General features: G+C 66.0%; 20 protein-coding genes. 16 read left to right on the forward strand and 4 right to left on the reverse strand.

The window, feature by feature from the left end; translation table 11 throughout:
• Positions 1-93 precede the first annotated feature (93 nt).
• The 6 genes from U5A52_RS11500 to U5A52_RS11525 all read left to right on the forward strand — a co-directional run bounded on the left by U5A52_RS11500 (position 94) and on the right by U5A52_RS11525 (position 6,533).
• Complete coding sequence (locus tag U5A52_RS11500) at positions 94-1,167, forward strand: YeiH family protein (RefSeq protein ID WP_321934829.1); 1,074 nt, start codon at positions 94-96, stop codon at positions 1,165-1,167.
• Between the two features lie 246 nt (positions 1,168-1,413).
• Positions 1,414-2,148, forward strand: coding sequence for a glutathione S-transferase (locus U5A52_RS11505; protein WP_321934830.1), 735 nt, complete (start codon positions 1,414-1,416; stop codon positions 2,146-2,148).
• Positions 2,149-2,296: 148 nt separating this feature from the next.
• A complete protein-coding gene (locus tag U5A52_RS11510) occupies positions 2,297-4,042 on the forward strand; it encodes a ClcB-like voltage-gated chloride channel protein (protein WP_321908642.1) in 1,746 nt (581 codons plus the stop codon).
• Between the two features lie 162 nt (positions 4,043-4,204).
• Positions 4,205-5,563: a C45 family peptidase gene (locus tag U5A52_RS11515; protein WP_321934831.1), complete on the forward strand. Its 1,359-nt coding sequence runs from the start codon at positions 4,205-4,207 to the stop codon at positions 5,561-5,563.
• Between the two features lie 247 nt (positions 5,564-5,810).
• On the forward strand, positions 5,811-6,083 hold the full coding sequence (locus tag U5A52_RS11520; protein WP_321934832.1) for a hypothetical protein: 273 nt from the start codon (positions 5,811-5,813) through the stop codon (positions 6,081-6,083).
• A 219-nt stretch (positions 6,084-6,302) separates the two neighbouring features.
• Complete coding sequence (locus tag U5A52_RS11525; protein ID WP_321908647.1) at positions 6,303-6,533, forward strand: DUF2795 domain-containing protein; 231 nt, start codon at positions 6,303-6,305, stop codon at positions 6,531-6,533.
• A 34-nt stretch (positions 6,534-6,567) separates the two neighbouring features.
• Here U5A52_RS11525 and U5A52_RS11530 read toward each other — a convergent pair whose 3' ends face one another.
• Positions 6,568-7,185, reverse strand: a complete 618-nt coding sequence (locus tag U5A52_RS11530) for a TetR/AcrR family transcriptional regulator (protein WP_321908648.1) — start codon at positions 7,183-7,185, stop codon at positions 6,568-6,570.
• Positions 7,186-7,449: 264 nt separating this feature from the next.
• Here U5A52_RS11530 and U5A52_RS11535 point away from each other — a divergent pair, with 264 nt between their 5' ends.
• The 5 genes from U5A52_RS11535 (at position 7,450) to U5A52_RS11555 (ending at position 14,686) form a co-directional block, all read left to right on the forward strand.
• A complete protein-coding gene (locus U5A52_RS11535) occupies positions 7,450-8,586 on the forward strand; it encodes an efflux RND transporter periplasmic adaptor subunit (protein WP_321934833.1) in 1,137 nt (378 codons plus the stop codon).
• Positions 8,583-11,738, forward strand: coding sequence for an efflux RND transporter permease subunit (locus U5A52_RS11540; protein ID WP_321934834.1), 3,156 nt, complete (start codon positions 8,583-8,585; stop codon positions 11,736-11,738). The genes U5A52_RS11535 and U5A52_RS11540 overlap by 4 nt, the downstream gene beginning before the upstream one ends.
• A complete protein-coding gene (locus U5A52_RS11545; protein ID WP_321934835.1) occupies positions 11,735-13,318 on the forward strand; it encodes an efflux transporter outer membrane subunit in 1,584 nt (527 codons plus the stop codon). Before U5A52_RS11540 ends, U5A52_RS11545 begins: the two co-directional genes overlap by 4 nt.
• Positions 13,319-13,404: 86 nt before the next feature.
• Positions 13,405-14,025 (forward strand): 2-hydroxychromene-2-carboxylate isomerase, encoded by a 621-nt coding sequence (locus U5A52_RS11550; RefSeq protein ID WP_321908656.1) that lies wholly within the window; start codon positions 13,405-13,407, stop codon positions 14,023-14,025.
• A gap of 238 nt (positions 14,026-14,263) precedes the next feature.
• Complete coding sequence (locus tag U5A52_RS11555) at positions 14,264-14,686, forward strand: hypothetical protein (RefSeq protein ID WP_321908658.1); 423 nt, start codon at positions 14,264-14,266, stop codon at positions 14,684-14,686.
• Positions 14,687-14,958: 272 nt separating this feature from the next.
• Here U5A52_RS11555 and U5A52_RS11560 read toward each other — a convergent pair whose 3' ends face one another.
• Positions 14,959-17,499 (reverse strand): penicillin-binding protein 1A, encoded by a 2,541-nt coding sequence (locus tag U5A52_RS11560; protein ID WP_321908660.1) that lies wholly within the window; start codon positions 17,497-17,499, stop codon positions 14,959-14,961.
• Between the two features lie 600 nt (positions 17,500-18,099).
• On the opposite strand from U5A52_RS11560, the gene U5A52_RS11565 reads away from it, so the two are divergent.
• From U5A52_RS11565 to U5A52_RS11580, 4 genes are all read left to right on the forward strand, one after another.
• Positions 18,100-18,777, forward strand: coding sequence for a hypothetical protein (locus U5A52_RS11565; RefSeq protein WP_321934836.1), 678 nt, complete (start codon positions 18,100-18,102; stop codon positions 18,775-18,777).
• A gap of 398 nt (positions 18,778-19,175) precedes the next feature.
• Entirely contained in the window at positions 19,176-19,856 is a 681-nt protein-coding gene (locus U5A52_RS11570) for a PspA/IM30 family protein (RefSeq protein WP_042265728.1), read from the forward strand.
• Positions 19,857-19,966: 110 nt separating this feature from the next.
• The gene (locus U5A52_RS11575; RefSeq protein ID WP_321934837.1) at positions 19,967-21,136 is read left to right on the forward strand and encodes a tetratricopeptide repeat protein; all 1,170 of its coding nucleotides are present in this window, start codon (positions 19,967-19,969) and stop codon (positions 21,134-21,136) included.
• Positions 21,137-21,260: 124 nt separating this feature from the next.
• The gene (locus U5A52_RS11580) at positions 21,261-22,742 is read left to right on the forward strand and encodes an NAD(P)/FAD-dependent oxidoreductase (RefSeq protein WP_321934838.1); all 1,482 of its coding nucleotides are present in this window, start codon (positions 21,261-21,263) and stop codon (positions 22,740-22,742) included.
• On the opposite strand, the gene U5A52_RS11585 is transcribed toward U5A52_RS11580, so the two are convergent.
• Positions 22,739-23,509, reverse strand: coding sequence for a class I SAM-dependent methyltransferase (locus U5A52_RS11585; protein ID WP_321908666.1), 771 nt, complete (start codon positions 23,507-23,509; stop codon positions 22,739-22,741). The genes U5A52_RS11580 and U5A52_RS11585 overlap by 4 nt on opposite strands.
• A gap of 19 nt (positions 23,510-23,528) precedes the next feature.
• A complete protein-coding gene (locus U5A52_RS11590) occupies positions 23,529-23,660 on the reverse strand; it encodes a hypothetical protein (protein WP_267904745.1) in 132 nt (43 codons plus the stop codon).
• 216 nt (positions 23,661-23,876) lie between these two features.
• On the opposite strand from U5A52_RS11590, the gene U5A52_RS11595 reads away from it, so the two are divergent.
• Complete coding sequence (locus U5A52_RS11595) at positions 23,877-25,298, forward strand: methyl-accepting chemotaxis protein (RefSeq protein ID WP_321934839.1); 1,422 nt, start codon at positions 23,877-23,879, stop codon at positions 25,296-25,298.
• Positions 25,299-25,369 lie beyond the last annotated feature (71 nt).

Consider the following 25,369-nt stretch of genomic DNA (forward strand, 5'->3'; position numbering starts at 1 on the left):
CATATCGATATATCTAATTTAGGATTAGGCCATTCGATAGCGACCTGTTCGCTACCCCATTTTTCGACCGGTGCATCCGGTAGAGAGGCCGTCATGTCTACTCCCAGTCTTGCGCACGCGTTGCCGTCCACCCGCGGGCAGCTCAACGGCGTGCTGTTCGTCGCGCTGTTCGCGGCGGCCGTCACCAGCATCGCTTCGCTGCCCGCCATCGCCGGGCTCGGCATGAGCCCGCTGATCGTCGGCATCGTCGCGGGCGCAATCTACGGCAATGCGCTGCGCGACGGCATGCCCGAAAGCTGGGCCGCCGGCGTGAACTTCTCCGCGCGCAAACTGCTGCGCATTGCCGTTGCGTTCTTCGGGCTGCGCGTGAGCCTGCAGGAGATCGCCCAGGTCGGTGTGCCGGGGCTCGTCGAGTCGGTCGTGATCGTCGTGAGCACGCTGGTGATCGGCACCTGGGTCGGCATGAAGCTGCTCAAGCTCGACCGCGACACCGCCATTCTCACGGCGGCCGGCAGCGCGATCTGCGGCGCGGCCGCCGTGCTCGCGTTCGAATCCACGCTGCAGTCGAAGCCGCACAAGAGCGCCATGGCAGTGGGCAGCGTCGTGCTGTTCGGCACGCTTTCGATGTTCCTCTACCCGGTGATCTACAAGGCAGGCTGGCTGCATCTGGACACGCTCGGCGCCGGGCTTTTCTTCGGCGGCACGATTCACGAAGTCGCCCAGGTGGTGGGCGCGGCGAGCAACGTGAGCCCGGAGGCCACGCATATCGCCACCATCGTCAAGATGACGCGCGTGATGCTGCTCGTACCCGTGCTGCTCGTGCTCGGCGTGTGGTTGAACCGTGCGGCGCGCAGCAAGGCGCTGGCCGACGGCCATGCCAGCCACGGCGGCGCACGCAAGCTCGCGGTGCCCTGGTTCGCGCTCGGCTTCCTCGCGCTCGTGATCGTGAATTCGCTTCACGTACTGCCCGAAACGGCCACCCATGCGGTCAACACGCTCGACACCTTCGCGCTGACCATGGCGATGACGGCGCTCGGCATCGAGACACGTGTCTCGCAAATCCGCCAGGCCGGCCCGCGGGCGTTGACAGCCGGCTTCATCATCTACCTGTGGCTGGTTGGCGGCGGTCTTGCGATCACCTGGGGCGTGGAGCGCCTGTTCGGATGATCCGGCGCCCAGGGGCCGCGCGCCCCGCCCCGTTCCCCTGTGTGCCGGCGCGCCCGGCCACCGGCCCCGCTTACAGCGGGGCTTTTTGCGTTTCTGCGCGCGGCCGTTTTGCGCCATCTCGCGAGTGCGCGCCACGCGCGAACCAGGCGCGACGGTTGCGAGCGATACTGTGCGTTGCTGCCCGTTGCGTGGGCAGCCGCCGCGCGCGCCGAGGCGAGCACGGCAACGAACGCAAGGGGACGACCGATGGCATACGAGCTCTATTACTGGGACGGCTTGCAGGGCCGGGGCGAATTCGTGCGGCTCGCGCTGGAAGAAGCGCAAGCGCCCTACGTGGATGTCGCGCGCGGCGAGAAGAAAGAAGGCCTCGGCATCGGCGCGATGATGAGCGAGCTGGAAAGCGCGCAGCCGTATCCGCCATTCGCGCCGCCCTTCCTCAAGGACGGCGACCTCATCGTGTCGCAAACCGCCAACATCCTTTTCTATCTCGGCCCGAAGCTCAAGCTCGCGCCGCGCGACGAAGGCCTGCGCATCGTCGCGAACGGCCTGCAGCTCACGATCGCGGACCTCGTGACCGAGGCGCACGACACGCATCACCCCATCGCGAGCGCGCTTTACTACGAGGACCAGAAGGACGCCGCGAAGGCGCGCTCGGCGGATTTCATCGCGCATCGCATTCCGAAATTCATGCGCTATTTCGAGCGCGTGCTCGCGCAGAATCCGGACGGCCCGCGCCACATGGTGGGCACCGCGCTCACCTATGTCGATCTTTCGCTGTTTCAGATCGTCGAGGGCCTGCGCTACGCGTTTCCAAAAGCGACGAAGCATTTCGCGGATCACTATCCGCATGTCGTCGCGCTGCACGACGCCGTCGCGAAGCGACCGAATATCGCCGCCTATCTTGCCTCGGAGCGGCGGTTGCCGTTCAACGAAACGGGCATCTTCCGGCACTACCCCGAACTCGACCGGGCCGTGCGCTGATTGCGCGCGCGCCGAGGGACGTGACCGCAGCCGCCCTGTTTCGCGCACGCGGTGCGCAGTTGCCGCCGCGCACCCGTTATGCTTCCTGCCGCACGTCGCGCTCTGCGCACGCGCGGCTTTCTTTCACCCGTAACCCGACCCGCTCGCCGTGCTGTCATTCCTGCTGAAACTGCGCACTCGCGCCCGCGATCTCTTTCGCCTGTCCGACGCCCACACGATGCTGATCTGGTCGGTCATCGTGGGCGTTGCGGGCGCGTTTGCGACCGTGATCTTTCGCGAAGGCATCGCGCACGTGCAATTGTTTTTCACGGGCAGCGAAGGCAGCCTCGTCGAGATGGCGCGCCATCTGCCGTGGCACCGGCGCATCTGGATGCCAACCGTCGGCGGCTTTATCGCGGGCTGCCTGCTGCTGCTCGCGCGGCGCAAGGCACCGAGCAACGGCAGCAAGGCGATCCACGCCGACTACATCGAGGCGGTGGCGATCGGCGACGGCGTCATGCCCATCGGCACGAGCATCTGGCGCAGTCTCTCGTCGCTCTTTACGATCGCGAGCGGCGGCTCGATCGGCCGCGAGGGCCCGATGGTGCAACTCGCCGCCCTCGCCGCCTCGCTGATCGGCCGCTGGGTGCACTTCGATCCGTCGCGCCTGCGCCTGCTCGTCGCGTGCGGCGCGGCGGCCGGTATCACCTCGGCGTACAACGCGCCTATCGCGGGCGCGTTCTTCGTGACCGAGATCGTGCTCGGCTCCATCGTCATGGAGAGCTTTGGGCCGATCGTCGTCTCCTCCGTGGTCGCCAACATCACGATGCGTGAGTTCGCGGGCTACAAGCCGCCGTATGAAATGCCGGTGTTTCCGGCGGTAACGGGCGTCGAGGTGCTGCTGTTCGTGGCGCTCGGCCTCTTGTGCGGCGCGCTCGCGCCGCAGTTCCTCATGATGATGGATACCGCGAAAAAGGGCTTCGGCCGGCTCAACGCGCCGCTGCCCGTGAGGCTCGCGCTCGGCGGCCTCGTGGTCGGTATCCTTTCCGTCTGGACGCCCGAGGTGTGGGGCAACGGCTATAGCGTCGTGAACTCCATCCTGCATTCGCCGTGGACCTGGACCGCGCTCGCCACGGTGCTCGTTTTCAAGCTCATCGCGACGGCTGCGACGGTCGGCTCCGGCGCGGTGGGCGGCGTGTTCACGCCAACGCTGTTCATGGGTGCCGTGCTCGGCTGCCTGTTCGGCCAGGGCATGCACGCGCTCTGGCCCGACGGCACGTCCGCCTCGTACGCCTACGCGATGGTCGGCATGGGCGCGTTCCTCGCGGGCGCGACCCAGGCGCCGCTCATGGCGATCCTGATGATCTTCGAAATGACGCTGAGCTACCAGGTGGTGCTGCCGCTCATGCTTTCGTGCGTGGTCGCGTACTTCGTCGCGCGCGCGATCGGCAAGGCATCGATGTACGAAATCACGCTGCATCGCAACCGCGAGGAAGCCGAGCGCATGCGCCTGCGCATGACGCAGATGCGCGAGCTGGTGCGCCCCGCGCAGACCGTCGTGCTGGAGAGCGCGACGGTGCAGGAAATGACGCGCGTGTTCCTCGAATATCCGGTGAAGTACCTCTACGTGACGGACGAGACGGGGCGCTTTCTCGGCGCAGTCGCGCTGGCCGATATCACTTCGGATCTGCTGCAAAATCGCGACACCTCGAACAAGCACGCCCGCGACTACCTGAAGCCGACGTTCGACGTGCTCACGCCCGACATGCCGCTCGCCGTTGGCCTGCAGCACTTCATGTCGTTCCAGGGCGAGCGCCTGCCCGTGGTCGAAAGCACGCGTGAGCCGACGCTCGCGGGCGTGGTGTACAAGACCTCGCTTCTCGACGCCTATCAGCGCATGAACGCCGAGCGCTAAGTCTCGCGCGTGGCGTGTCGCGTGTGGCAAAGCGCGGCGGATTTTCTAGAATTCAGAGGGCAGTTTCAGAAAGCAGGCGCTACGCGGCCCGTGCTGTGCGCCCGCGCACCGACGCGCGTGCGCAAGGCCGCGAGAATCGACGCGGGGATCACCGGAGCGAAGATGAGCGAACCCTCACTCGAAGCCGTACGCCGCGACCACGCGGGCTGGATATTCGTGCACTTGCAGGGCGAGCCATACGACCGGGGCGAGCAGCACGGCAAGTTGCTCGCCAACGAAATCCGCAACGCGATCCACACCGCGCGCTACCTCGCGAAATGGGACACGGGCGAGGACTTCGACACCTTCATCAACGCCGCGATTGCGCAGTTCACGCCGCGCCTCGACACCGAGTTCGCCGACGAAATCCAGGGCATCGCCGACGGCGCGGGCCTCAAGTTCGCCGAAGTGCTCGCCTGGAATGGCTACATGGACCTGCTGCAGAGCTGGTGGCCGGTTCATGCGGCGGCGCAGCAAGCGCCCCAGGGGCAACCGGCGGTGCGCCCGTGGCGCGGGCGGCGCGGCCACCACTGCAGCGCCTTCATTGCCACGGGCAGCGCGACGCGCGACGGCCGTATCGTCATGGCGCACAACTCGTGGGACCGCTACGCGGCCGGCGACGCCTTCAATATCGTGTTCGACATCGTGCCCGACTCGGGGCACCGCATCCTCATGCAGGGCTTGCCCGGCTGCATCTCGAGCCTCACCGACTTCTGGATCAACGGCGCGGGCCTCATGGTGACGGAGACGACCATCTCGAACTTCGTCGGCTATCGCGCGAACGGCGCCCCCGAGTTCTATCGCTCGCGCCGGGCGACGCAGTATGCGTCGAGCATTGCGCAATGGTGCGAGATGTTCGCGCAGGCGAACAACGCAGGCTATGTGAACAGCTGGCTCCTCGGCGACACCAAGACCGGCGAAATCGCGCGCTACGAACTGGGCCTGCAGCACGCGGGTTTCGAGAGCACGAAAGACGGCTTCTACAGCGGCTTCAACGCGGCCACCGACCTCAGGATCCGCAACCAGGAATGCACCGGCGAGGCCGACGACTACACCGACGTGCGCCACAACGGCGCGCGCCGCCTGCGCTTCATGCAGCTCGCCCAGGAGCACCACGGCGCGATCGACGCCGAACTCGCCAAGGCGATGATCGCCGACCATCACGACGTCTATCTCGAGCGCAGCGACAACCCCTGCTCTCGCACGATCTGCGGGCACCTCGAACTCGACGATGCGCGCTTCGGCGGCTCGGACCACGGGCCGTTCAACCCATGGGGCGCGAACGACGGCAAGGTGGTCGACGGCGAAATGGCGCGCGATCTGTCGTTCTGGGCGCGTTGGGGTCACCCGTGCGGCCGCCCGTTCGACGCCCAGGCGTTCATGCAGCGCCACCCGCAGTGGAACTGGCTCAACGGCTATATGCGCGACCGTCCCTCATGGCCCTGGGCGCGCTTCGAGGCGCTGCGTCGGCCCACGCTTTAATCCCGCGTAACGCCATCGCCCACAAAAAAGCACACGCGTTCGAGACGCGCCGGTGCATTTCCTGCCATTATGGTATTTCCGTATGCGCCTCGCGCACATGAGCCGTTGATCGACTCGTTGTGCCCTTCGCGTAGCGGCGCGCCTGGCCGCCCCGGCTGGCGCGGCCGCCTGCCCCGCCACCACACCTGGCGGACGCGGTACGGCGCTTGCTGCGACCGATGGGCCGCATGAGAAAGGAGGTCGAGCGATGAAAACCTCGACACTGATGACCACCGTGCTGTTGTCGGCGTCTTGCTTCGCCGCTCCGGTACGCACTGCGCAGGAATCACCGGTCGCCCAGGCCAGCGCGCACATCCCGCTCGCAAGTGGACAGTCCCACGCCTACGACGCCCCCGTGGCGCCGCCCGCTCCCAACGTGCCCGTGACCGCGAACGGCCCGCAACACTGGGAATACCTCACGCTGCCCAAATCGCACCGCCTCGACAAAACGCTAAGCCCGGACCTGCACGAACAGACCTGAGCCCGACCGGCCCCCCGGTTGCGAACATGCGGCGAGTGAGCAGCGCCTGCGCACGCTGCGAAGGCGTGCGAGGCCGATTGTGTATGCTTGAGGCGCCGCGCTAGCGTTGCCCGCTGCAACGCAAACCCGAAGCGGACATCATCTGAACAAATTCCGCATAACGAACGAGACGACGACGCGGACCGCCCACGCTGGCCGCCCGCGCAAAGGACGCCACGCATGCCTGCCTCTCGCATTCCCGACGAACCCATCGATCTGCAATTCGCCGACGTACTGCGCGAAGTGCGCTGGCCCGCCAACAAGGACGAACTCGTGAACGCCGCGCGCGAGGCCGGCGCGAGCAACGAGGTGCTGGCCATCCTCGACGGCATGCCCGAGCAGGATTATCAGGACGTCGCGTCCGTTACGCGGCTGATCGGCAGCAACTACGGCCCTGGCCTCGGCGCCTGAATCGCGCGCGTCGCGGGCTTCGTGCGCGCCGGGCTCACGCGCTTCGGCCGAAGACGACTCGCGCGAAAAAGGTCCCCAACACGGTTTCGACGACCGGCGGCGTGACATGCTGCGGATCGGCCGTGGCGAGAAACTGCACCCCGTCGCACAGCCCGATCAGGCCAACCGCGAGCAGCTCGGGATCGAGCGGCACCGGCGTACCCACGCGCGCCGCGAATTCCTCGATATAGACGGCCAGACTCTCGCGCTTCTCCTTCATGAAAGCGTTAAAGCGCGTGCGAAAGCGTGCGTCGCGCGCGGCCAGCAACTTGGCTTCCACCCACAGCAGGAAAACTTTGTTGTCTTGGGGCATGCGGCTGTAATAGGCGAGCACGCGCGCCTCCATCTGCTCACGCGAGAGCTCGGTCTCGAAGATGGCGCGCAAGTCGGTCTGCATGGCTTCGTGATCGCGCCGCAGCAATTCCACAAGCAGGTCCGACTTGCCCGAAAAGTTCGAGTAAAACGCGCCGCGCGTGTATCCCGCCGCGTGCGCAATGTCCTCGACGCTCGCGCCTACGAACCCTTTTTTCATGAACGTGGCCTGCGCGGCGTCGAGCAAGCGCTCGCGCGTCTGATCGCGGCTCTGCTCGCGGGTGAGTCGAATGCGCTTCATGGCTGGGGGCATCGTGATGTGTCGTGGATTGACGCGAGTCTAGCACTGAAACATTCCTCGGATTCAGTTTCGCACTCGGATACAAGGTTGTATTAGAATCCGACTCATCATCCCAAGTCCGGGTCGGGGCGCGAGCCGCGCCGCGCCCGCGACTCAACGGCGGCGCAACCGGCCAGGTGGTTTTGGGGTTTGCGTGCGTACAAGGCATGTTGTGGTCCAAGCGAGGTCCAAGTGAATCGTCGCGGTCGTGGCGCATCGAGCAGGATGCGCAGTGGTACCGGTAAATTCAGTGCGCTGTGGCGGCATGGCGCACGCGTGCTTTTCGTGCTCGGCGTTGCCGCGCTGGCTGCGTGCGGCAAGCAAAACGAGGCGGCGCCGCAGCCGCGCCCGGTCGTCTCAATGGTCGTGCACCCCGACGGCGGCGGCGTGAGCCCCGTCTACCCCGGCGAGATCGAGGCGCGCAACGCCACGCCGCTCTCGTTTCGCGTGAACGGCAAGATCATCGAGCGTAGCGTGCGGCTTGGCGACAGCGTCAAACCCGGCCAGACGCTTGCGCAACTCGATCCCGCTGACTTCGAGAAAAACGCGGCAAGCGCGCAGGCACAGTTCGACGCTGCGCAGCATCGCCTCGTCTTCGCGAAGCAACAGCTCGATCGCGACACGGCCCAGTCGGCGGCCAATCTCATCGCCCGCGCGCAGCTCGAACAGACGCAGGATGCCTACGCATCGGCCGCGGCCCAGCGCGACCAGGCGCAGCAGCAGCTCGCACTGGCAAAGAACCAGTTGCGCTACACGCAGATCGTCGCGGACCACGCCGGCGTCATCACCGCCGAAAACGCCGATACCGGCCAGAACGTGCAGGCCGGCCAGGCCGTCTACCAGCTCGCGTGGACGGGCGACATCGACGTGGTGTGCGACCTGCCCGAGCGCGCCGTGGCCGCGCTGCATACCGGCGACACCGCGCAGGTCACGCTCGGCGCCCTGCCCGGCCGCCACTACACGGCCCGCCTGCGCGAACTCGCCGCCGCGGCGGACCCGCAAAGCCGCACGTGGCGCGCGAAGCTCACGCTCGAACACGCCGACGCCGACGTGCGTCTGGGCATGACCGCCAACGTGGCGTTCGCGGCCCCGAGCGAGGCCAGCGCGAGCGCGGTGTTCACGGTGCCGGCCACGGCACTCTTTCACGACGGCGAAGCGCCTGCGATCTGGGTCGTCCACGCGCCCGACAACGTGCTGCAGCTGCGGCGCGTGAGCGTCGCGCGCTACGACGCGCGCACCATCAGCGTGACGGGCGGGCTGCACGACGGCGAGCGCATCGTGCTGCAAGGCGTACACACGGTCCACGCAGGCGAACAGGTGCGCCCGGTCGCGCCGCTGCATCCCGAGGACTTCGCGTCATGAGCCAGGTGACAGGCTCGGGTCCAGGCGCCGATCACGAAGAGGGCCGCTTCAACCTTTCAGCGTGGGCGCTTCGGCATCGGGCGCTCGTGACTTTTCTCGTTGCACTGGCAACGATCTTCGGCGCGCTCGCCTATACGCGGCTTGCGCAGTCGGAAGATCCGCCCTTCACGTTCCGCGTGATGGTGATCCAGACCTTCTGGCCAGGCGCCACCGCGCGCCAGGTCGAGGACCAGGTGACGACGCGCATCGGCCGCAAGCTGCAGGAAACGCCTTATATCGACTTCCTGCGCAGCTACTCTCGCCCAGGCGAATCGCTCGTGTTCTTCACGATGAAGGACTCCGCGCCCGTGAGCGAAGTGCGCGAGACATGGTACCAGGTGCGCAAGAAAGTGGGCGACATCGCCTACACGCTGCCGCAGGGCGTGCAAGGGCCGTTCTTCAACGACGAGTTCGGCGACGTCTACACCAACATCTACGCGCTGGAAGGCGACGGCTTCTCGCCCGCGCAACTGCACGACTACGCAGACAAATTGCGCGAGCAACTGCTGCGCGTGCCCGATGTGGGCAAGGTCGATTATTTCGGCGATCCCCAGCAGCGCATCTACATCGAGATTCCGAACACGCAATTGACGCGCCTCGGCATCTCGCCCACGCAGCTCGGCCAGGTGATTGGCGCGCAGAACAGCGTTTCGGCCGCGGGCACGCTCACGACCGCCGACGACCGCGTGTTCGTGCGCCCGAGCGGCCAGTATGAGGATCTGGGCGCGATCGCCGATACGCTGATTCGCGTGAACGACCGCACCTTTCGCCTGGGCGACATCGCGACGATCCGGCGCGGCTACGACGAGCCGCTCGCCACGCAGATGCGCATTCAGAACCAGGCCGTGCTCGGCATCGGCCTCACGATGCAGCCAGGCGGCGACGTCATTCGCCTCGGCAAGGCGCTCGATGCGCGCGTCGAGCAGTTGCGCGCGCAACTTCCAGCGGGCCTGAAGCTCGTCGAAGTCTCGAGCATGCCCGATGCCGTCTCGCGCTCGGTGGACGACTTCGTCGAAGCCGTGGCCGAAGCCGTGGGCATCGTGCTGCTCGTGAGCCTCGTCTCGCTCGGCGTGCGCACGGGCATGGTGGTCGTGATCACCATTCCGATCGTGCTCGCCGTCACCTCGCTCGCGATGTACCTCTTCGGCATCGGCCTGCACAAAGTCTCGCTCGGCACGCTCGTGCTCGCGCTCGGCCTGCTCGTGGACGACGCCATCATTTCCGTCGAGATGATGGCCGTGAAACTCGCGCAGGGCTGGAACCGCACGCGCGCCGCCGCGTTCGCGTACACCAGCACGGCGTTCCCGATGCTCACCGGCACGCTCGTCACCGTTGCGGGCTTCTTGCCCATCGTGCTCGCGAGGTCGAGCACCGGCGAGTACACGCGCTCGATCTTCCAGGTGTCCGCCATCGCGCTGATCGCCTCATGGTTCGCGGCCGTGGTGCTGATTCCGCTGCTGGGCTACCGGCTGTTGCCCGAGCGCAAGCCCGATCCGAACGCGACGAATGCCGCCCATGGCGATGACCACGAGCACGAGATCTACGACACGCGTTTCTATCGGCGCCTGCGCGGCTGGATCGGCTGGTGCATCGAACGCCATGCGATCGTGCTCATCCTGACCATCGCGCTTTTCGTGGCCGCGCTCGCGTGCTTCAAGCTCGTGCCGCAACAGTTCTTTCCGAGTTCCGATCGCCCCGAGCTGCTCGTGGACGTGCGCCTGCCGGAAAGCGCCTCGATCGATGCGACGCTGCGGCAAACGAAGCGCCTCGAAGCGGCGCTCAAGGGCCGCCCCGAGATCGACCATTTCATCGACTTCGTCGGCACCGGCGCGCCGCGGTTTTATCTGCCGCTCGACCAGCAGTTGCAGCAGCCCAATTTTGCGCAGTTCGTGATCACGACGAAGTCGGTCGAAGACCGCGAGAAGCTCGCAAGCTGGCTCGAACCGATGCTGCGCGAGCAGTTCCCGGCTATCCGCACCCGCCTCTCGCGCCTCGAAAACGGGCCGCCCGTCGGCTACCCCGTGCAGTTCCGCGTGAGCGGTGACGATATCCCGACGGTGCGCGACATCGCCAACAAGGTGGCGGCGACGCTGCGCGCCGATCCGCGCACCGACAACGTGAATTTCGACTGGGACGAGCCCGCGGGCCGCTCGCTGCACTTCCAGATCGACCAGCAAAAGGCGCGCGCGCTCAATGTCTCGTCGCAGGACATCGCCAACTTCCTGCAGATGACCTACTCGGGCTACACCGTGACTCAGTATCGCGAGCGCGACAAGCTCATCAGCGTCGATCTGCGCTCGCCCGCAGCCGAACGCGTCGACCCCGCGCGCCTCCTCACGCTTGCCATGCCCACTCCCAACGGCCCGGTGCCGCTCGGCGCGCTCGGGCATCTCGCCAACGATCTGGAGTACGGCGTGATCTGGTCGCGCGACCGGCAGCCCACCATCACCGTGCAGTCGGATGTGCGCGCGGGCGCGCAAGGCATCGATGTCACGCATGCGCTCGACCGGCAGCTGGAGTCGGTCAAAACGGCGCTGCCACCCGGCTACCACATCGAGGTGGGCGGCTCCGTCGAGGAAAGCGCGAAGGGCCAGGCGTCGATCTTCGCGCAGTTGCCGGTGCTCGCCATTGCCGTGCTCACGCTGCTGATGATCCAGCTGCAAAGCCTCTCGCGCGTGCTGATGGTCGTGCTGACCGCACCGCTCGGTCTGATCGGCGTGGTGATCGCCCTGCTCGTGTTCCGGCAGCCGTTCGGCTTCGTGGCCATGCTCGGCGTGATCGCCATGTTCGGGATCATCATGCGCAACTCGGTGATTCTCGTCGATCAGATCGAGACGGACATTCGCGCCGGACACAAACGCTTCGACGCCGTGGTGGGCGCAACGGTGCGCCGCTTCCGGCCGATCATGCTGACCGCCGCGGCCGCCGTGCTCGCGCTCATTCCGCTGTTGCGCTCGAACTTCTTCGGGCCGATGGCCACGGCGCTGATGGGCGGCATCACGATTGCGACCGTGCTTACGCTGTTCTTCCTGCCCGCGGCTTACGCGGCCGCGTTCCGCGTGCGCAGCAGCGAGACTGACGAGACCGGCAGCGCGCCGGAACAGGCATCATGAAGAAGGCTTCTTTGACTTCGGCGTCGGGCGCGCACAACTCGGCGCGTTCGCACGCAACAGGTTCCGTGCTTGCGCTGCGATCGCTCGCCGCATGCGTCGCGCTCGCGCTCGCAGGCTGCGCGATGGGGCCGACCGGCGAGCCGCCGGCCATGCCTCAGCCCGAGCACTACGGCACCGAGGCGCAACGGGCGCAGACTGTCGCCGCCCAGGGCGTCGCCCAGCAGTTCGTCACGGGCGCGCAACCGGTACCGCAATGGTGGACGCTCTACGGCTCCGACGCGCTCGATGCGCTCGTGAACGAGGGTCTTGCCCACAGCCCGAATCTCGCCGCCGCCGACCACAACCTGCAAGCGGCGCGCGAGCAGTTGCGCGGCCAGATCGGCAGCTCGCTCCTGCCGACCGTCGACGCCATCGGCATCGCGCAACGCCAGCAGCAGCCCGCGATCCCGCAGTTCGGCATCGACCAGTTGCAGTACGGGATTTTCGCGGGCCTGATCGACGTTCGCTATACCTTCGACGTGTTCGGCGCGACCCGCCTGAACAACGCGGCGCTCGCCTCGCGCGTGAACGTGCAGGCGTTCCAGTTCGAGGCTGCGCAGCGCGCGCTTGCCGCGAACATCGTGGCGAGCGCGCTCGGCGCGGCGACGCTGCATGCGCAGATCGACACGACCGAACAACTGATTGCGCTCGCCAACGCGCAGGCCGACGACGTGCAAAAGCGTTACGCGCTCGGCTCCGCTTCGCACACCGATCTATTAAGCGCGCAGCAAAGCGCGGCGTCGCTCGCGGCGAGTCTGCCGGGGCTGCGCCAGCAATGGGTCGCGCAGCGCCATGCGCTGGCCGTGCTGGTCGGCCGCACGCCCGACCAGGCGCCACCAGACCTCGATCTCTCCAGCCTGACCTTGCCTGCGCAGGTGCCCGTGGTCATCCCTTCAGAACTCCTGAGAACCCGTCCTGACATCGAAGCCGCCGAAGCCACGCTCAAGGCTGCCGCAGCCGGTGTCGGCGCCGCGACCGCGCAGATGTACCCGAGCATCACCCTTTCGGCGGCGCTCGGCCAGGGCGGCTTCAGTTGGCCCGTCGTCACGTCTGGCGCGGGCGCGCTATGGGCAATCGGCGCTTCGCTTTCGCAGCCGATCTTTCATGGCGGTGCGCTCCTCGCACAACGGCGCGCGGCGTTGCAGTCGTACGAGGCGGCCAACGACACGTACAAGCAAACGGTACTGACGGCGTTCCAGGATGTCGCCGACCGTCTCGCCGCGCTCGAGCACGACGCCCAGGCCCTCGACGCGGCGAGCACGTCGGCGCGCACGGCCCAGGGCGTTTATGAGAACACCAACGCGCGCTACAAGCTGGGTGCCGTGCCGTGGTACGCGGTGCGCCAAAGCGAGCAGCAATGGCGTAACGCGCGGCTCGACGAAATCCGCTATCGCGGCACGCGGCTTTCCGATACGGCCGCGCTCTTCCAGGCAATGGGCAATCCGCCGGTGAATCCGGCGACGCTCGGCGGCGAGCACGCCGCGAGCACAGCGGCGACAGCGCCGGCTGCGAACGTTGGCGCTGCCGCGCAGGACAAGTAACACCCGCGTTTTTCCGTGCGTCTCGCGATACCATGATCGGCAGCGCGCCGTTTGCGACGGCGCAACTGCATCACGGAGACGACATCATGCCCAGCCCTTCGCTCGACTTCTGGTTCGACCTGGCCAGCAACTACAGCTATTTGAGCGTGATGCGCATCGAAGCGCTCGCCGGGCGGGCGGGCGTAGCGGTGCGCTGGCGCCCCTTCCTGCTCGGCCCCATTCTCGACGCGCTCGGCTGGGAAGGCCCGCCCTTCGTCGTGCAGAAGGAAAAAGGCGCGTATGTGTGGCAGGACATGCGTCGGCAGTGCCGCAAATACGCGCTGCCGTGGCAACAGCCCACCGAGTTTCCCCGCCGCACCGTGCTCGCCACGCGCGTCGCCGTGCTCGCCGCCGACGAACCGTGGCTGCCCGGCTGGTGCCGCGCCGTCATGACGCGCAACTATGGCGACGACCGTGAGGTCGATTCGCCCGAAGCGGTCGCACACATGCTCACCGCGTTGGGGCTCCCGGCGCAGCCGCTCATCGAGGAAGCCGGCAGCGATGCGAACCGGCAGCGGCTGCGTGAGCGGACCCAGGCGGCGCGCGACCTGGGCATCTTCGGCGCGCCGACGTTTTTCGTCGGCAAGGACATGTTCTGGGGTAACGACCGGCTGGAAGACGCTATCGAAGCGGCGCTCTGTGCGACGCAGAATCAGGACAGCGTGTAGCCCTCTTCCCTGCGTCCTCCGTCGTTGCTCTGTCAGGATTTTCTGACCCTTATTTTCGGGATAGAACTGTTACACTGCGCCGTAACGTGAGTCAGGTTTTCCTGACTTTATCTCCACATAACTATTCGCATTCCTACATATGTAGAGGCACCCTCATCGGAGAGGGAGTCGTTTCTTCTTTCGATCGGCATGAGCAGTGAGAAAGAAGCGACGCACGACAACCGGGGAGATCACGACCATGGGACATCAAGTGAAGCGTAGCATTTGCTTCGCAGTATTAATTATCTCCAGCGCCGCTGCCCATGCTGGCCTCGACTGCGAAGGCTCGCGCGGCGGCTTCCGCTTCCAGACCGACGATAGCTGGACCGGCACCGACAAGCTCGAGCACTTCGCGGTGTCCGCGCCGTTCGGCGCGCTCGGAGGCTGGCTCACGCGCGACACGGACCACCCGGTCGTGTATGGCACGCTGATCGGCACGGTCCCGGGACTCCTGAAGGAAACGCTCGACGGGACATGCCGTACCAACGGCTTCTCCTTTAAGGACCTGTTTGCCGATACGCTCGGCGCCCTCACGGGTGCGTGGCTCGCACACTGGGCCCTCACGTATTCGCGCGGTTCGCACAGCCAAACCTTCGGACTGCGTTACGACAATGTGTTTTGACGCTCGATGCCTCATGCGGCTCGCCTGCGCACAAAGCCTTTGGCGTCAGTCAGTTAGCTTCGATATCCCAGGGTTATGAACAGGGGCTTCAACAAAAACTGTGGAAAAGTCAGCGCGGAAGTTACCCACAGTTTTTGTTGGCAGCCCTGTGGAAAAGCCCTGGAAAGCTCAGCCAACTCCTTGGCCCACAAGGAAATTCCGTTCATCAAACAAAACACGGCGCGTCGTTGCCGACGCGCCGTGTTTATCCTGCATACCTCACTAAACCCGAATCAAGGTTTGTTCGTTTCGAACAGATCCATGATTTGCTTCTTTTCCGTCGTGGTGACGCTCGGAGGCGTCATCCCGCCAGGGCCCATGCTGCCGGTCGCCCCGCTCGCATCGCTCGCCGCCCCCGCCGGGTTCGCCGAGTCCAGACCGATGCTCGCGACGAAGCCGTTACCCGGCGTCATGTCCGAGAAGAACAGTTCATCATTGATCGTCGTGAGGCCCTCGGGCATCGCCGGCTCTTCCTGCGGCACGCCGCGCAGCGCGCGCTGCATGTACTCCACCCAAATCGGCAACGCGAGCTGCGCGCCGAATTCGCGGCTGCCGAGGCTCTTCGGCTGGTCGTAGCCCATCCACGCCACGGCAACGAGCGTGCGCTGATAGCCCGCGAACCAGCCGTCCTTGGCGTCGTTGGTCGTACCGGTCTTGCCTTGCAGGTCGTTGCGATGGAGCACGTTGGTGCCCGCACCCGTACCCGCCGTCGCCACCGAATGCAGCAGGCTGTTCATCACGAACGCGTTGCGCGGCGAGAGCGTTTGCGGCGCATTCTGACCCGCCACGAGCGGCTGCGCGCGCAGGATCGGCTGGCCGTGCGCATCGTCGACTTCGGCGATCAGATACGGGTTGATGCGATAGCCGCCGTTCGCGAACACGCTGTACGCGCCCGCCGACTGCAGCGGCGTGACGAGGCCCGCGCCGAGCGCCATCGGCAGGTACGGCGGGGTCTTGTCCGCGTCGAAGCCGAAGCGCTGCGTCACGTAGTCCTGCGCGTACTTCGTGCCGATGTACGAAAGGATGCGGATCGACACGAGGTTCTTCGACTTCTGCAGCGCGAGCCGCATCGTCATCGGGCCTTCGGGCTGGTCGTCGTCCTTCGGCTCCCATGCGTCGCCGCCCGGCGTGCTGGGCGGGAAATAGAGCGGCGCGTCATTGATGATCGTCGCCGGTCCAAGGCCCTTTTCAAGCGAAGCCGAGTAGATGAACGGCTTGAAGCTCGAGCCCGGCTGACGCCACGCCTGCGTGATGTGATTGAACTTGTTCTTGTTGAAGTCGAAGCCGCCGATCAGCGCACGGATCGCGCCGTCCTGCGGCGTGAGCGAGACGAGTGCGCCTTCCACCTGCGGCAATTGCGTGATCTGCCAGTTGCCCTTCGCATCTTGCATCAGGCGCACGATGGAGCCCGGGCGAATGTGCAGCGCCTGCGAGGCGCGCGGCGAGAGCGCGGCCGCCACGAAGCGCAGGCCCTCGCCCGTCACCGTCACCGAGGTGCCGTCGAGTTGTTGTGCCGTCACCGACTTCGGACCCGCGTCGATCACGACCGCCGAGACGAGGTCGCCGTTGTCCGGGTGGTCGGTCAGCGCGTCTTCGATAGCCTGCTCGCGGTCGTCGCCGTCGGCAGGCAATTGCACGAAACCTTCCGGCCCGCGATAGCCATGGCGGCGCTCGTAGTCCATCACACCCTTGCGCACGGCCGCGTAGGCGGCGTCCTGGTCGGCGGAATCGATCGTCGTCGTGACGGTGAGCCCGCGCGTATAGGTCTCGTCCTTGTACTGCGCGTACATCATCTGACGCACCATTTCCGCGACGTATTCGGCGTGCACGTTGTACTCGGTGCCGGCGGTCTTCGTCTGCAGCGGTTCCTTCATCGCTTCGTCGTATTGAGCCTGCGTGATGTAGCCGAGATCGAGCATGCGCTTGAGGATGTACTCCTGGCGAATCTTCGCGCGGTGCGGATTGACGATCGGGTTATACGCCGAAGGTGCTTTCGGCAGACCTGCGAGCATCGCGGCCTGGGCGACCGTAATGTCCTTCAGGTCCTTGCCGAAGTACACGCGCGCCGCCGCCGAAAAACCGTAGGCGCGCTGACCCAGATAGATCTGGTTCATGTACAACTCGAGAATCTGGTCCTTGGTGAGCGCGCGCTCGATCTTGTAGGCGAGCAGCATCTCGTAGACCTTACGCGTGTAGGTCTTCTCGCTCGAAAGGAAGAAGTTGCGCGCAACCTGCATCGTGATCGTGCTCGCGCCTTGCGAGGCGCCACCGTGCATGAGGTCCGCCACGCCCGCGCGCAGGATGCCGACGAAGTCCACACCGCCGTGCTCGTAGAACCGGTAGTCCTCGATCGCGAGCACAGCCTTCTTCTGGATATCAGGAATATCCTGGAAGCGGACGAGCTGACGACGCTCTTCGCCGAACTCGCCGATCAGCACGTGATCGGCGGTATAGATGCGCAGCGGCACCTTGGGCTGATAGTTGGTGAGCGCGTCGAGCGATGGCAGCTGCGGCTCCATCACGACGAGCCCGTAACCCACGAGCAGCGCACCCACCACGCAGAGCGTACCGATCAGGCCGACGAACCAGAGCGCGAGCGTCGTTCCAATGGAGCGCCGCTTCGGGCTGCCATCGCGCGGCCCGTTGCCGCCGGAACCGCCACCTGAGCCGCCACCCGATTCAGGACGGCGAGGCGGCTGGCGCCCGTTGTTGAAGGAGGGTTCCCGATCTTCGTTCGGGTACTGCGGTGAAGGCGGTCGTTTGATGATAGGCATGACTGGAATGATGGGCGCGTCTCGCGCGCGCCGGCTGCGCGCAACTCGCACGCATGGATCTCGACCACGGCGTCATGGCGCCAATGCGGCATACGACGTCGCCGGCTCAAACCCGGCGACGCGGCGCGACCGGCAACGCCCCCGTCCGGCCGCGCGGCGCGCACTACGGCACGCCACAGGCGAATACACGCCCGTTCAGGCGCCATTCGCGAAATGTAACAGCGCATTCTAAAGAAATCGCGGGCGGCGGGTCGCGCTTTTTTTGTAAGAGTTTCTTGGGAAATGATTCCCGCCCGATTTTTTGCGAGCGAGGCGATCGCTTGCACCGATCGCGCCTTTATGCGCGAAAAGTTTCGTTATTTGCCCTTATATCAGGCGACAAATTACACAAATCTGTACAAAGAGCGGCAAATTCTTGCAGGCAGGGTTGTTCCCATCCGAGCACCTTCCGATTGCGCATCGGCGCACTCGTCTTATGATGAAAGATCTGCTACACGCCCCTGTTCGCGCCCGGGCAAGCCCGCACTTATTCTTACAAATCGCTGTGGCGCAGGCAGGAAAACGGACGTCATACGAAGCCGACCCAACGGCCCGCCGATTATGAACAAGCCTAGCGAACGCATCGTCGTCTTCGTCACGCCCGCGCAAAAGCGCGCGATCTCCGCTACCGCCGGTGAGCTTGGCATCAGTATTAGCGAGCTCATGCGCCGCGCCGTGATTGCGTTCAGCGCCACGAGCGATCAGGTGAAAGCCGCGAGCATTGTCGACCGGCTCAACGCGCCGCGTCAGCCCGACGCGCTCGCCCAGGTGCTGCAAAAGGCAGCGAAGCCGCTGCGCGCTGGCCGCGCAGGCGCGATCCGGCCATCCGATGGCGCGGCGGCGGCCACCGGTGCAAACGGCGCGAACCCGGACGCGCAGCAAAATGCTGCGCACGCGGATCGCGAGACAACTGCGCCCCTTCACGGCGCCGCCGCCCACGAGCCAGCGCCTCATGCGTCAGACGCTCCCCTGCCCGCCGCGCACACCGACGAACCAGACGTGAGCCATGCCGCACGCGAAATCGCGCAGGCGGTGGCTCGACTCAGCGCCGAAGCGGCTGCCGCAGACGAAAGCGCCGCGCTCGATGCAGCCGCCGCGCATTCGCTCGACGTCGAGCCGCTGCAACCGCTAAGCTCGGCGCCCTTCGCACGTTCGCGGCGCAACGCAAGCGACGCGGGCAACACAGGCGACGAAGCCCACAGCGACGACGGCGCGCCCGAAGGCGGAAAATTCGCCTGACACGGGCCGCATTCGCGCAGCCATACGCCTGTGTCACAGTCGGCGCTTGACACCTGCTTACCCGTTCGTGCGAGGGCTGTGCGCGGCCTGTTCCTTTAAGTCCCTTTTAAGACAGGCCGTGGTGTAATATCCGCGATCGATGGCGGCGCCCGGCCTCCAGCGGTACTCCCAGCCGCGCAGCCAGGCCTCGCTCTGACGAACATACGCGTGCAAGAAAACGCCGTCACGCTATTGCAATTGCCGCATTTGCCCCGATTTGCGCGGTGCATGTGCGCCAGGCGCAAAGCGGCGTAAGCTGGCAGATGGATCAGCCGTCGCCAGCCGGCCGGCGTGTGAGCCCAACCCGCATGCACGCACCTCGGCTCATCATGGCCGATCTCATTTCACTGGAGGAATTCATGTCGCTTTTCGACTCCATCTCCCGCACCGTCAAGGGCCTGCTCAACGACGCGGCTGACTCGGTGCAGGATCCGTCGCGCGACGCGCGCCAGATCGTGCGTGAGCTCGACGACAGCATCGCCCGCGCGGAGAACTCGCTCGTCGAGATCCAGGCGCAGGTCGCGACGCAGCAAAGCAAGCGCGACGTGGCCGCCGACAAGGCGAAGAAGTACGAAGACGGCGCAAAGCGCGCGCTGCAATCGGGCGACGAAGCGCTCGCACGCGAAGCACTCGGCGCGCAGCAAACCGCCGAAGCCGAGCGCGACGCGCTCGCGGGCGAACTGGCCAAGCTCGAACCGTCGGTCGATCAACTCAAGCAGCAGATCGACGACATGCGCCAGCGCCGCAACGACCTGAACGCACGCTCGAACATCCTGCAAGCGAAGCAACAGATCGCTCAGGCGAAGGACGTCGCAGCCACGGCGCTGGGCGGCATCGGCGGCAAGAATCTCGATGGCGACTTCCAGAAGCTGGAAGAGAAGGTCGCGCTGTCGAACGCGCGCTCGGACGCGCGGCTGAATTCGTCCGACCAGTCGAGCGGCAAGGCGCTCGACGACAAGCTCGCGGCGCTCAACAAGGGGCCGTCGGTAGACGAGCGCCTCGAGGCACTCAAGAAGCAGATGAACACGCCGGCGCAGTAAAGCGCGCCAGCGTGCTGGATGCGGCGCGGCATGGGCCGCGCTGCCGGCATAGCGCCGCATCCCCGTATCGAATGCCATGGAGACGGGCGTCAAGCCGCCCGGCCAGCAACATGAAAAAGTTTCTTGCCGCTGCCAGCATCGCTGTCGCATCGCTCGCCTTCACGGGCGGCGTGGCGTTCGCCGTGCCGAGCGTGCAGCAGATCGAATCTGCGATGTCCCAGGGCGACTGGCAGCGCGCCGACTCGGGCCTCACCGAAGTCCTGCAGGCGCATCCGGACAACGCGCGTGCCCACTACCTCTACGCGCAGGTGCTCAACCGCGAAGGCCGTTACGCCGACGCGCTCACCCAAGTCCAGCAGGCGAAGACGCTCGATCCGCAAATCCGCTTTACCCAGCCGCAGCGTTTCGCGCAGGTCGAAGCGAAGATCCGCGCTGACGCCACGCGCGCCGGCGCGGCGACGACGAGCAGATCGAACAACCCGTTCACGCAGCAAGCAGCGGCCGCTCCCACGCCGCAAAGGCAGGGTCCTGGTATGGGCATGTGGATTGGTATCGCCATTCTGTTGGTCGGCATTGCGCTCGTGCTGCGCTGGACGCTGCGCCGCGCGAAGTCCACCGAAGACGCCAAGGCCGGCGACGACCGCCGCGACCAGCTCAAGCGCGCCACCGAACTGCTCAACGGCGTGCGCTCGCTCAAGCTCGACGTGAAGCTCTCGACCGCACCGGGCCACGAAGCGCTCGAAAAGGAAGTCGAAGGACTCGAAGCGCAGTTGCGCGGCCTCGTCGAAACGCTCTCGAACAGCGCGAATCCGCGGCCGCCGTACGAGATCGAGGACCTCGAACGCCAGTTCGCGAGCCTCAAGGCGCGCGCCGAAGGCCGCCCCGATCCGAACGCGCAGCCTGCCGCGCCGGACTACGGCAGCAACTCGAGCTACGCGCGTGAAGCCGATGCCGCGTTCGGGCGTCAGCCGCAGTATCCGCCGGCGCCGCCGCAGCAACAGCCGCAGGTGATCGTGCAGCAAGGCGGCGGTGGCATGGGCGGCATGGGCGGACTGCTCACGGGCGTCCTGCTCGGTGAAGCGCTGAACCATGGCCGCGACCGCGTGATCGAGCGCGACGTGTTCGTCGACGAGGATGGGCGCCGTGTTCAGCGCGACGGCAGCGGCAATGGCGGCGGCCTCGACTTCGGCCAGGGATCGAACGACTGGGACGACGGCTCGGGCGGCGGCGGTGTCGACATGGGCAGCAACGACAGCTCGGACGACTGGAACAACTCCTGAGGCTTCTCCAGCGCACACCGCTTACGCAAACGACGGGCTCCTTCACGGAGCCCGTTTTGCATCGGCGCGAATCACGCCATATCGCACACTACATCGCACATCACACGTAACGGCGGACGCACACATGGGCACCAGCAACGGGGCGGCACTGCGCATCGCCATCATCGGCAGCGGCTTTTCCGGCATCGGCATGGCGATCCGCCTGCGCCGTATGGGCGTAGACTCGTTCACCATCTATGAAGCCGCCGCAAGCCTCGGAGGCACCTGGCGCGACAATGCGTATCCAGGCGCCGCCTGCGATATTCCTTCGCACCTCTACTCGTTTTCGTTCGAGCTGAATCCGGCGTGGACGCGCACCTACGCGCCGCAGCACGAAATTCTCGACTACCTGCGCCATTGCGCGCACAAGTATGACGTCGAGCGCTTCATCGAATATCGTTCGCGCGTGCACGCGGCGCGCTTCGTGCAGGCCCGCGGCGTCTGGGAAGTGGAGATCGAACGCGACGGCGCGATCAGGACGATCGAAGCCGATATCGTGATCGCTGCGAACGGCCCGCTCTCGCGCCCAGCGATGCCGCAGATTCCGGGCATCGAGCACTTCGAGGGCAAGCTCTTCCACTCGGCGCGCTGGGACCATGACTATGCACTCGAAGGCAAGCGCATCGCCGTGATCGGCACTGGGGCAAGCGCGATTCAGTTCGTACCGCATATCCAGCCGCGCGCGGCCCAGCTCACGGTGTTTCAGCGCACGCCGCCGTGGATCATGCCGCGGCGCGATCGCGCCATCAGCGAACGTTGGCGCTGGATTTACCGGCACATGCCCTTCGCGCAACGCGTGGCGCGTGCCGCCATATACTGGCAGCACGAATCGCGTGCGCTTGGCTTCGCGGTGGACCCGCGCCTGCTCAAGGCGCCGACGAAGTTCGCGCTAAGCTATCTCGCGCATAAGGTCAAAGAGCCCGAACTGCGCGCGCGGCTCACGCCGGACTACGTGCTGGGCTGCAAGCGCGTGCTGCTCTCGAGCGACTACTACCCTGCCCTCGCGCAGCCGAACGCGGAGCTGGTCACCGACGCGATCCGCGAGGTCGTTGCCGATGGCATCGTCACCGCCGACGGCAAGCACCGGCGTTACGACGCGATCGTCTGCGGCACGGGTTTTCAGGTCAACGGCGTCGACGCGCCTTTCCACGTGACGGGCGTAGACGGTCAGGACCTCGGCGAAACGTGGCGGCGCGACGGCCCCGAGGCGTACCTGGGCGCGAGCGTCGCGGGCTTCCCGAATCTCTTCTTCATGGTCGGGCCGAACACGGCGCTCGGGCACAACTCGATGATCTACATGATCGAGTCGCATATCGCCTATATCGCCCACTGCATCCGCGCGCTGCAGCGCTCGGGCGCGCGCACGATGGAGGTTCGCGCCGAGGCGCAGCGAAGCTGGAACGCACACCTGCAGGCGCGTTTCGCGGGCACCGTGTGGCAGTCGGGGTGCCGCAGCTTCTACCTTACGCAGGCGGGCAAGAACACCGCGCTGTGGCCTGGCTTCACGTTCATGTTTCGCCGCAAAACGCGCCGCGTGCGCAGCGCCGACTACGCGTTCGAGCGTTAGACGCGCTGCGGATGCCCCGCGTACACGCGCGTCTCGTAGGCGAAGTTCACCGTACCGTTTTTTTGCGTCGCCTCGAACAACTCGCGTAGTGCCGCGAGCATCGGCTCGTGGCGCTCATCGCCGGCCCTTGGCGCATACGACGACGACATCAGCCGCCCGCGCAGGCTATCGAAGTCGAGCAACTGCGCATTCGGGAACACAGTCTGATGCTCGAAGCCGTCGCCGAACCAGTCGGCCATCGCGGCCGAGTCGGGATAGGTTTCGGCCACTTGCGCGTAGTCGGGGCAAAAACGCTGCAGCAGCGCCTCGTAGCCCGCCAGGAACGCCGAACCTTCGAGCAAGCGGCTGTTCCAGAACAGCACGATCTTGCCGCGCGGTTTCAGGATGCGCGCGAACTCGCGCTGCGAATCGGTCTTGTGGAACCAGTGGAACGCCTGCGCGGCGCTCACGAGGTCCACGCTTGCGGCGTCGAGCGTCGTCGCCTCCGCCGTGCCCGCGACACTGCGATAGCCTTTGTAGCCGCCTAGCATTTCGTCCGCCGCGGCGCGCATGGCCGCGTTCGGCTCGACGGCCGTGACGGGGTGGCCCGCGTCGAGGAAAAGCCTGGTTGAGAGGCCCGTACCCGCGCCGATGTCGGCCACGGGCGCACCCGGCGCAATGCCGCACTCCACGTGCACGAAGGTCGCCACTTCGCGCGGATAGGTCGGCCGGTATTTCACGTAGTCTGCGACCCGGTCGGTGAAACGCCGGGTGGAATCGTCGATCATCGTTCTGCCCTTTTGTCGTTCAACCGCCGCCGCCCAGGAGCTTCACCAGCTCCCAGAGGAAGCGCAATACCATCAGGATCAGCTCCCAGAGCTGGATCAGTTGCTGCCAGAGCGCGAGCGGCGCGCTCCCGCCGAAAATCGCTTCGATCATCTTGCTCCCATCGCGACGCCCCTGTGCTCCTCATTTCAGGCTTGCGGAGCGCCCGAGTTCCCGATCATAGCGCCAGGCGCCCCCCTGCGCTCAAGTCTGCGTATTACGCGCCGTAAACAAGTTCAGAAAGCCCGGCGATCGGACCTGCTGACGACTGGGCACGCCGCTTTTCACAGCGTTGCGCTTTTCATTGCGCACCGGGCAAGGAGACACCCGATGACACGTTTGCGTTTGCTGGGCCTGCGCGGTCGCCGCCGCGCGGGAAAATCCGCCGGCGTCGTTGGCGACATTGCTGCGCACGCCGGCAGGCTCGGAATCGAGATCTGCGACGTGGCGGGCCACGTCGACGAAGTCGCCGCGCGCGTGCAGCGTCAGACCGACGTGTGCCACGCCCTGCGCGAGTCGGCAGCGCACACGCTCGCCGGCAACCACCAGATCGCCGCGGCAGCGCGCGCCATGCGCGAGCTGAGCACGGGCACCGCCGCCACGGTGCAGCAATCGCAGCAGACCATCGAGGAATCACTCGCCGACATTCACGGGCTGGTCGAGAGCGTCACCGTCATCGAGACGCAGATCCGCTCGCTCAAGAGCGCGCTTGCGCATGTCTCGAAGGTCTCCGAGGAAATCTCGCTGATCGCGCGGCAAACCCAGCTTCTCGCGCTGAACGCGGCCATCGAAGCAGCGCGCGCGGGCGAGTCGGGCAAGAGCTTCGCCGTGGTCGCGAGCGAAGTGAAGAACCTCTCTGCGAAAACCGCGCAGGCTACCGGCCAGATCGAGCAAACGCTCGGGCAGCTCACGCAGCAGACCGAGCAGCTCATCGCCGAAGGCACCGCCAACACTGAACGCGCGCATCGCGTGCGCGAAGGCACGCACACCATCGGCGCGGCCGTGCTCAGCACCGGCCAGGCGATCATGCAGCTCGACGAGCACGCCGGACAGATCGCCCAGCTCACGGGCGAGATCGAGACGAAATGCGACGGGCTCGAAAGCCAGGTGGGCGAGATGGTCGCCGGCGTCGAAGATTCGGGGCGCAACTTCGTGCAGGCGAAGGATCAGCTCGGCAAGTTGCTCGAGGTCTCGGAAACGCTCATCGAACTTTCCGCCGCCACGGGCGTGGAAACCGACGACACGCGTTTCATCGAGACCGTACAGCGCGCCGCCGCCCAGGTCAGCAAGCAGTTCGAAGGCGCGCTCGCGCGTGGCGAGATCGGCGAAGCGGATCTGTTCGACAGCGTCTACGCGCCGGTGCTGAACACGAACCCGCAGCAGCATATGACGCGCTTCACCGCCTTCACCGACCGCGTGCTGCCTGCGATCCTCGAACCGCTGCTCGCGTTCGACGAGCGCGTCGCCTTCTGCGTGGCGATCGATCCGCGCGGCTACATTCCCACGCACAATCGCAAGTTCTCGCATCCGCAAGGCGCCGACCCGGTGTGGAATGCCGCGAACTGCCGCAATCACCGCATCTTCAACGACCGTGCGGGGCGCGCCGCCGGCTCGCACACCAAGCCCTTCCTGCTGCAAACGTACCGTCGTGACATGGGCGGCGGCACGTTCGTGATGATGAAGGACGCCTCCGCGCCGATCTTCGTGAACGGGCGGCACTGGGGCGGGTTTCGCATGGGATACCGTCTGTAACGATCGATCGCCCAAAAGCAAACGGCGCGCGGACATGGCTGTCCGCGCGCCGTTTTTGCATGCGCCTCGAA

This window comes from Paraburkholderia sp. J8-2, from assembly GCF_905220195.1.
Classification (GTDB): Bacteria; Pseudomonadota; Gammaproteobacteria; order Burkholderiales; family Burkholderiaceae; genus Paraburkholderia.

What these genes read in the sequence shown, in the direction of transcription:
- U5A52_RS11595 (WP_321934839.1), top strand. Translation starts at nt 23,877, where the DNA reads ATGACACGTTTGCGTTTGCTGGGCCTGCGCGGTCGCCGCCGCGCGGGA.
- U5A52_RS11545 (WP_321934835.1), top strand. Translation starts at nt 11,735, where the DNA reads ATGAAGAAGGCTTCTTTGACTTCGGCGTCGGGCGCGCACAACTCGGCG.
- U5A52_RS11505 (WP_321934830.1), top strand. Translation starts at nt 1,414, where the DNA reads ATGGCATACGAGCTCTATTACTGGGACGGCTTGCAGGGCCGGGGCGAA.
- U5A52_RS11535 (WP_321934833.1), top strand. Translation starts at nt 7,450, where the DNA reads ATGCGCAGTGGTACCGGTAAATTCAGTGCGCTGTGGCGGCATGGCGCA.
- U5A52_RS11570 (WP_042265728.1), top strand. Translation starts at nt 19,176, where the DNA reads ATGTCGCTTTTCGACTCCATCTCCCGCACCGTCAAGGGCCTGCTCAAC.
- U5A52_RS11590 (WP_267904745.1), bottom strand. Translation starts at nt 23,660, where the DNA reads ATGATCGAAGCGATTTTCGGCGGGAGCGCGCCGCTCGCGCTCTGGCAG.
- U5A52_RS11585 (WP_321908666.1), bottom strand. Translation starts at nt 23,509, where the DNA reads ATGATCGACGATTCCACCCGGCGTTTCACCGACCGGGTCGCAGACTAC.
- U5A52_RS11515 (WP_321934831.1), top strand. Translation starts at nt 4,205, where the DNA reads ATGAGCGAACCCTCACTCGAAGCCGTACGCCGCGACCACGCGGGCTGG.
- U5A52_RS11565 (WP_321934836.1), top strand. Translation starts at nt 18,100, where the DNA reads ATGAACAAGCCTAGCGAACGCATCGTCGTCTTCGTCACGCCCGCGCAA.
- U5A52_RS11525 (WP_321908647.1), top strand. Translation starts at nt 6,303, where the DNA reads ATGCCTGCCTCTCGCATTCCCGACGAACCCATCGATCTGCAATTCGCC.
- U5A52_RS11560 (WP_321908660.1), bottom strand. Translation starts at nt 17,499, where the DNA reads ATGCCTATCATCAAACGACCGCCTTCACCGCAGTACCCGAACGAAGAT.
- U5A52_RS11580 (WP_321934838.1), top strand. Translation starts at nt 21,261, where the DNA reads ATGGGCACCAGCAACGGGGCGGCACTGCGCATCGCCATCATCGGCAGC.
- U5A52_RS11520 (WP_321934832.1), top strand. Translation starts at nt 5,811, where the DNA reads ATGAAAACCTCGACACTGATGACCACCGTGCTGTTGTCGGCGTCTTGC.
- U5A52_RS11575 (WP_321934837.1), top strand. Translation starts at nt 19,967, where the DNA reads ATGAAAAAGTTTCTTGCCGCTGCCAGCATCGCTGTCGCATCGCTCGCC.
- U5A52_RS11550 (WP_321908656.1), top strand. Translation starts at nt 13,405, where the DNA reads ATGCCCAGCCCTTCGCTCGACTTCTGGTTCGACCTGGCCAGCAACTAC.
- U5A52_RS11530 (WP_321908648.1), bottom strand. Translation starts at nt 7,185, where the DNA reads ATGAAGCGCATTCGACTCACCCGCGAGCAGAGCCGCGATCAGACGCGC.
- U5A52_RS11500 (WP_321934829.1), top strand. Translation starts at nt 94, where the DNA reads ATGTCTACTCCCAGTCTTGCGCACGCGTTGCCGTCCACCCGCGGGCAG.
- U5A52_RS11555 (WP_321908658.1), top strand. Translation starts at nt 14,264, where the DNA reads ATGGGACATCAAGTGAAGCGTAGCATTTGCTTCGCAGTATTAATTATC.
- U5A52_RS11540 (WP_321934834.1), top strand. Translation starts at nt 8,583, where the DNA reads ATGAGCCAGGTGACAGGCTCGGGTCCAGGCGCCGATCACGAAGAGGGC.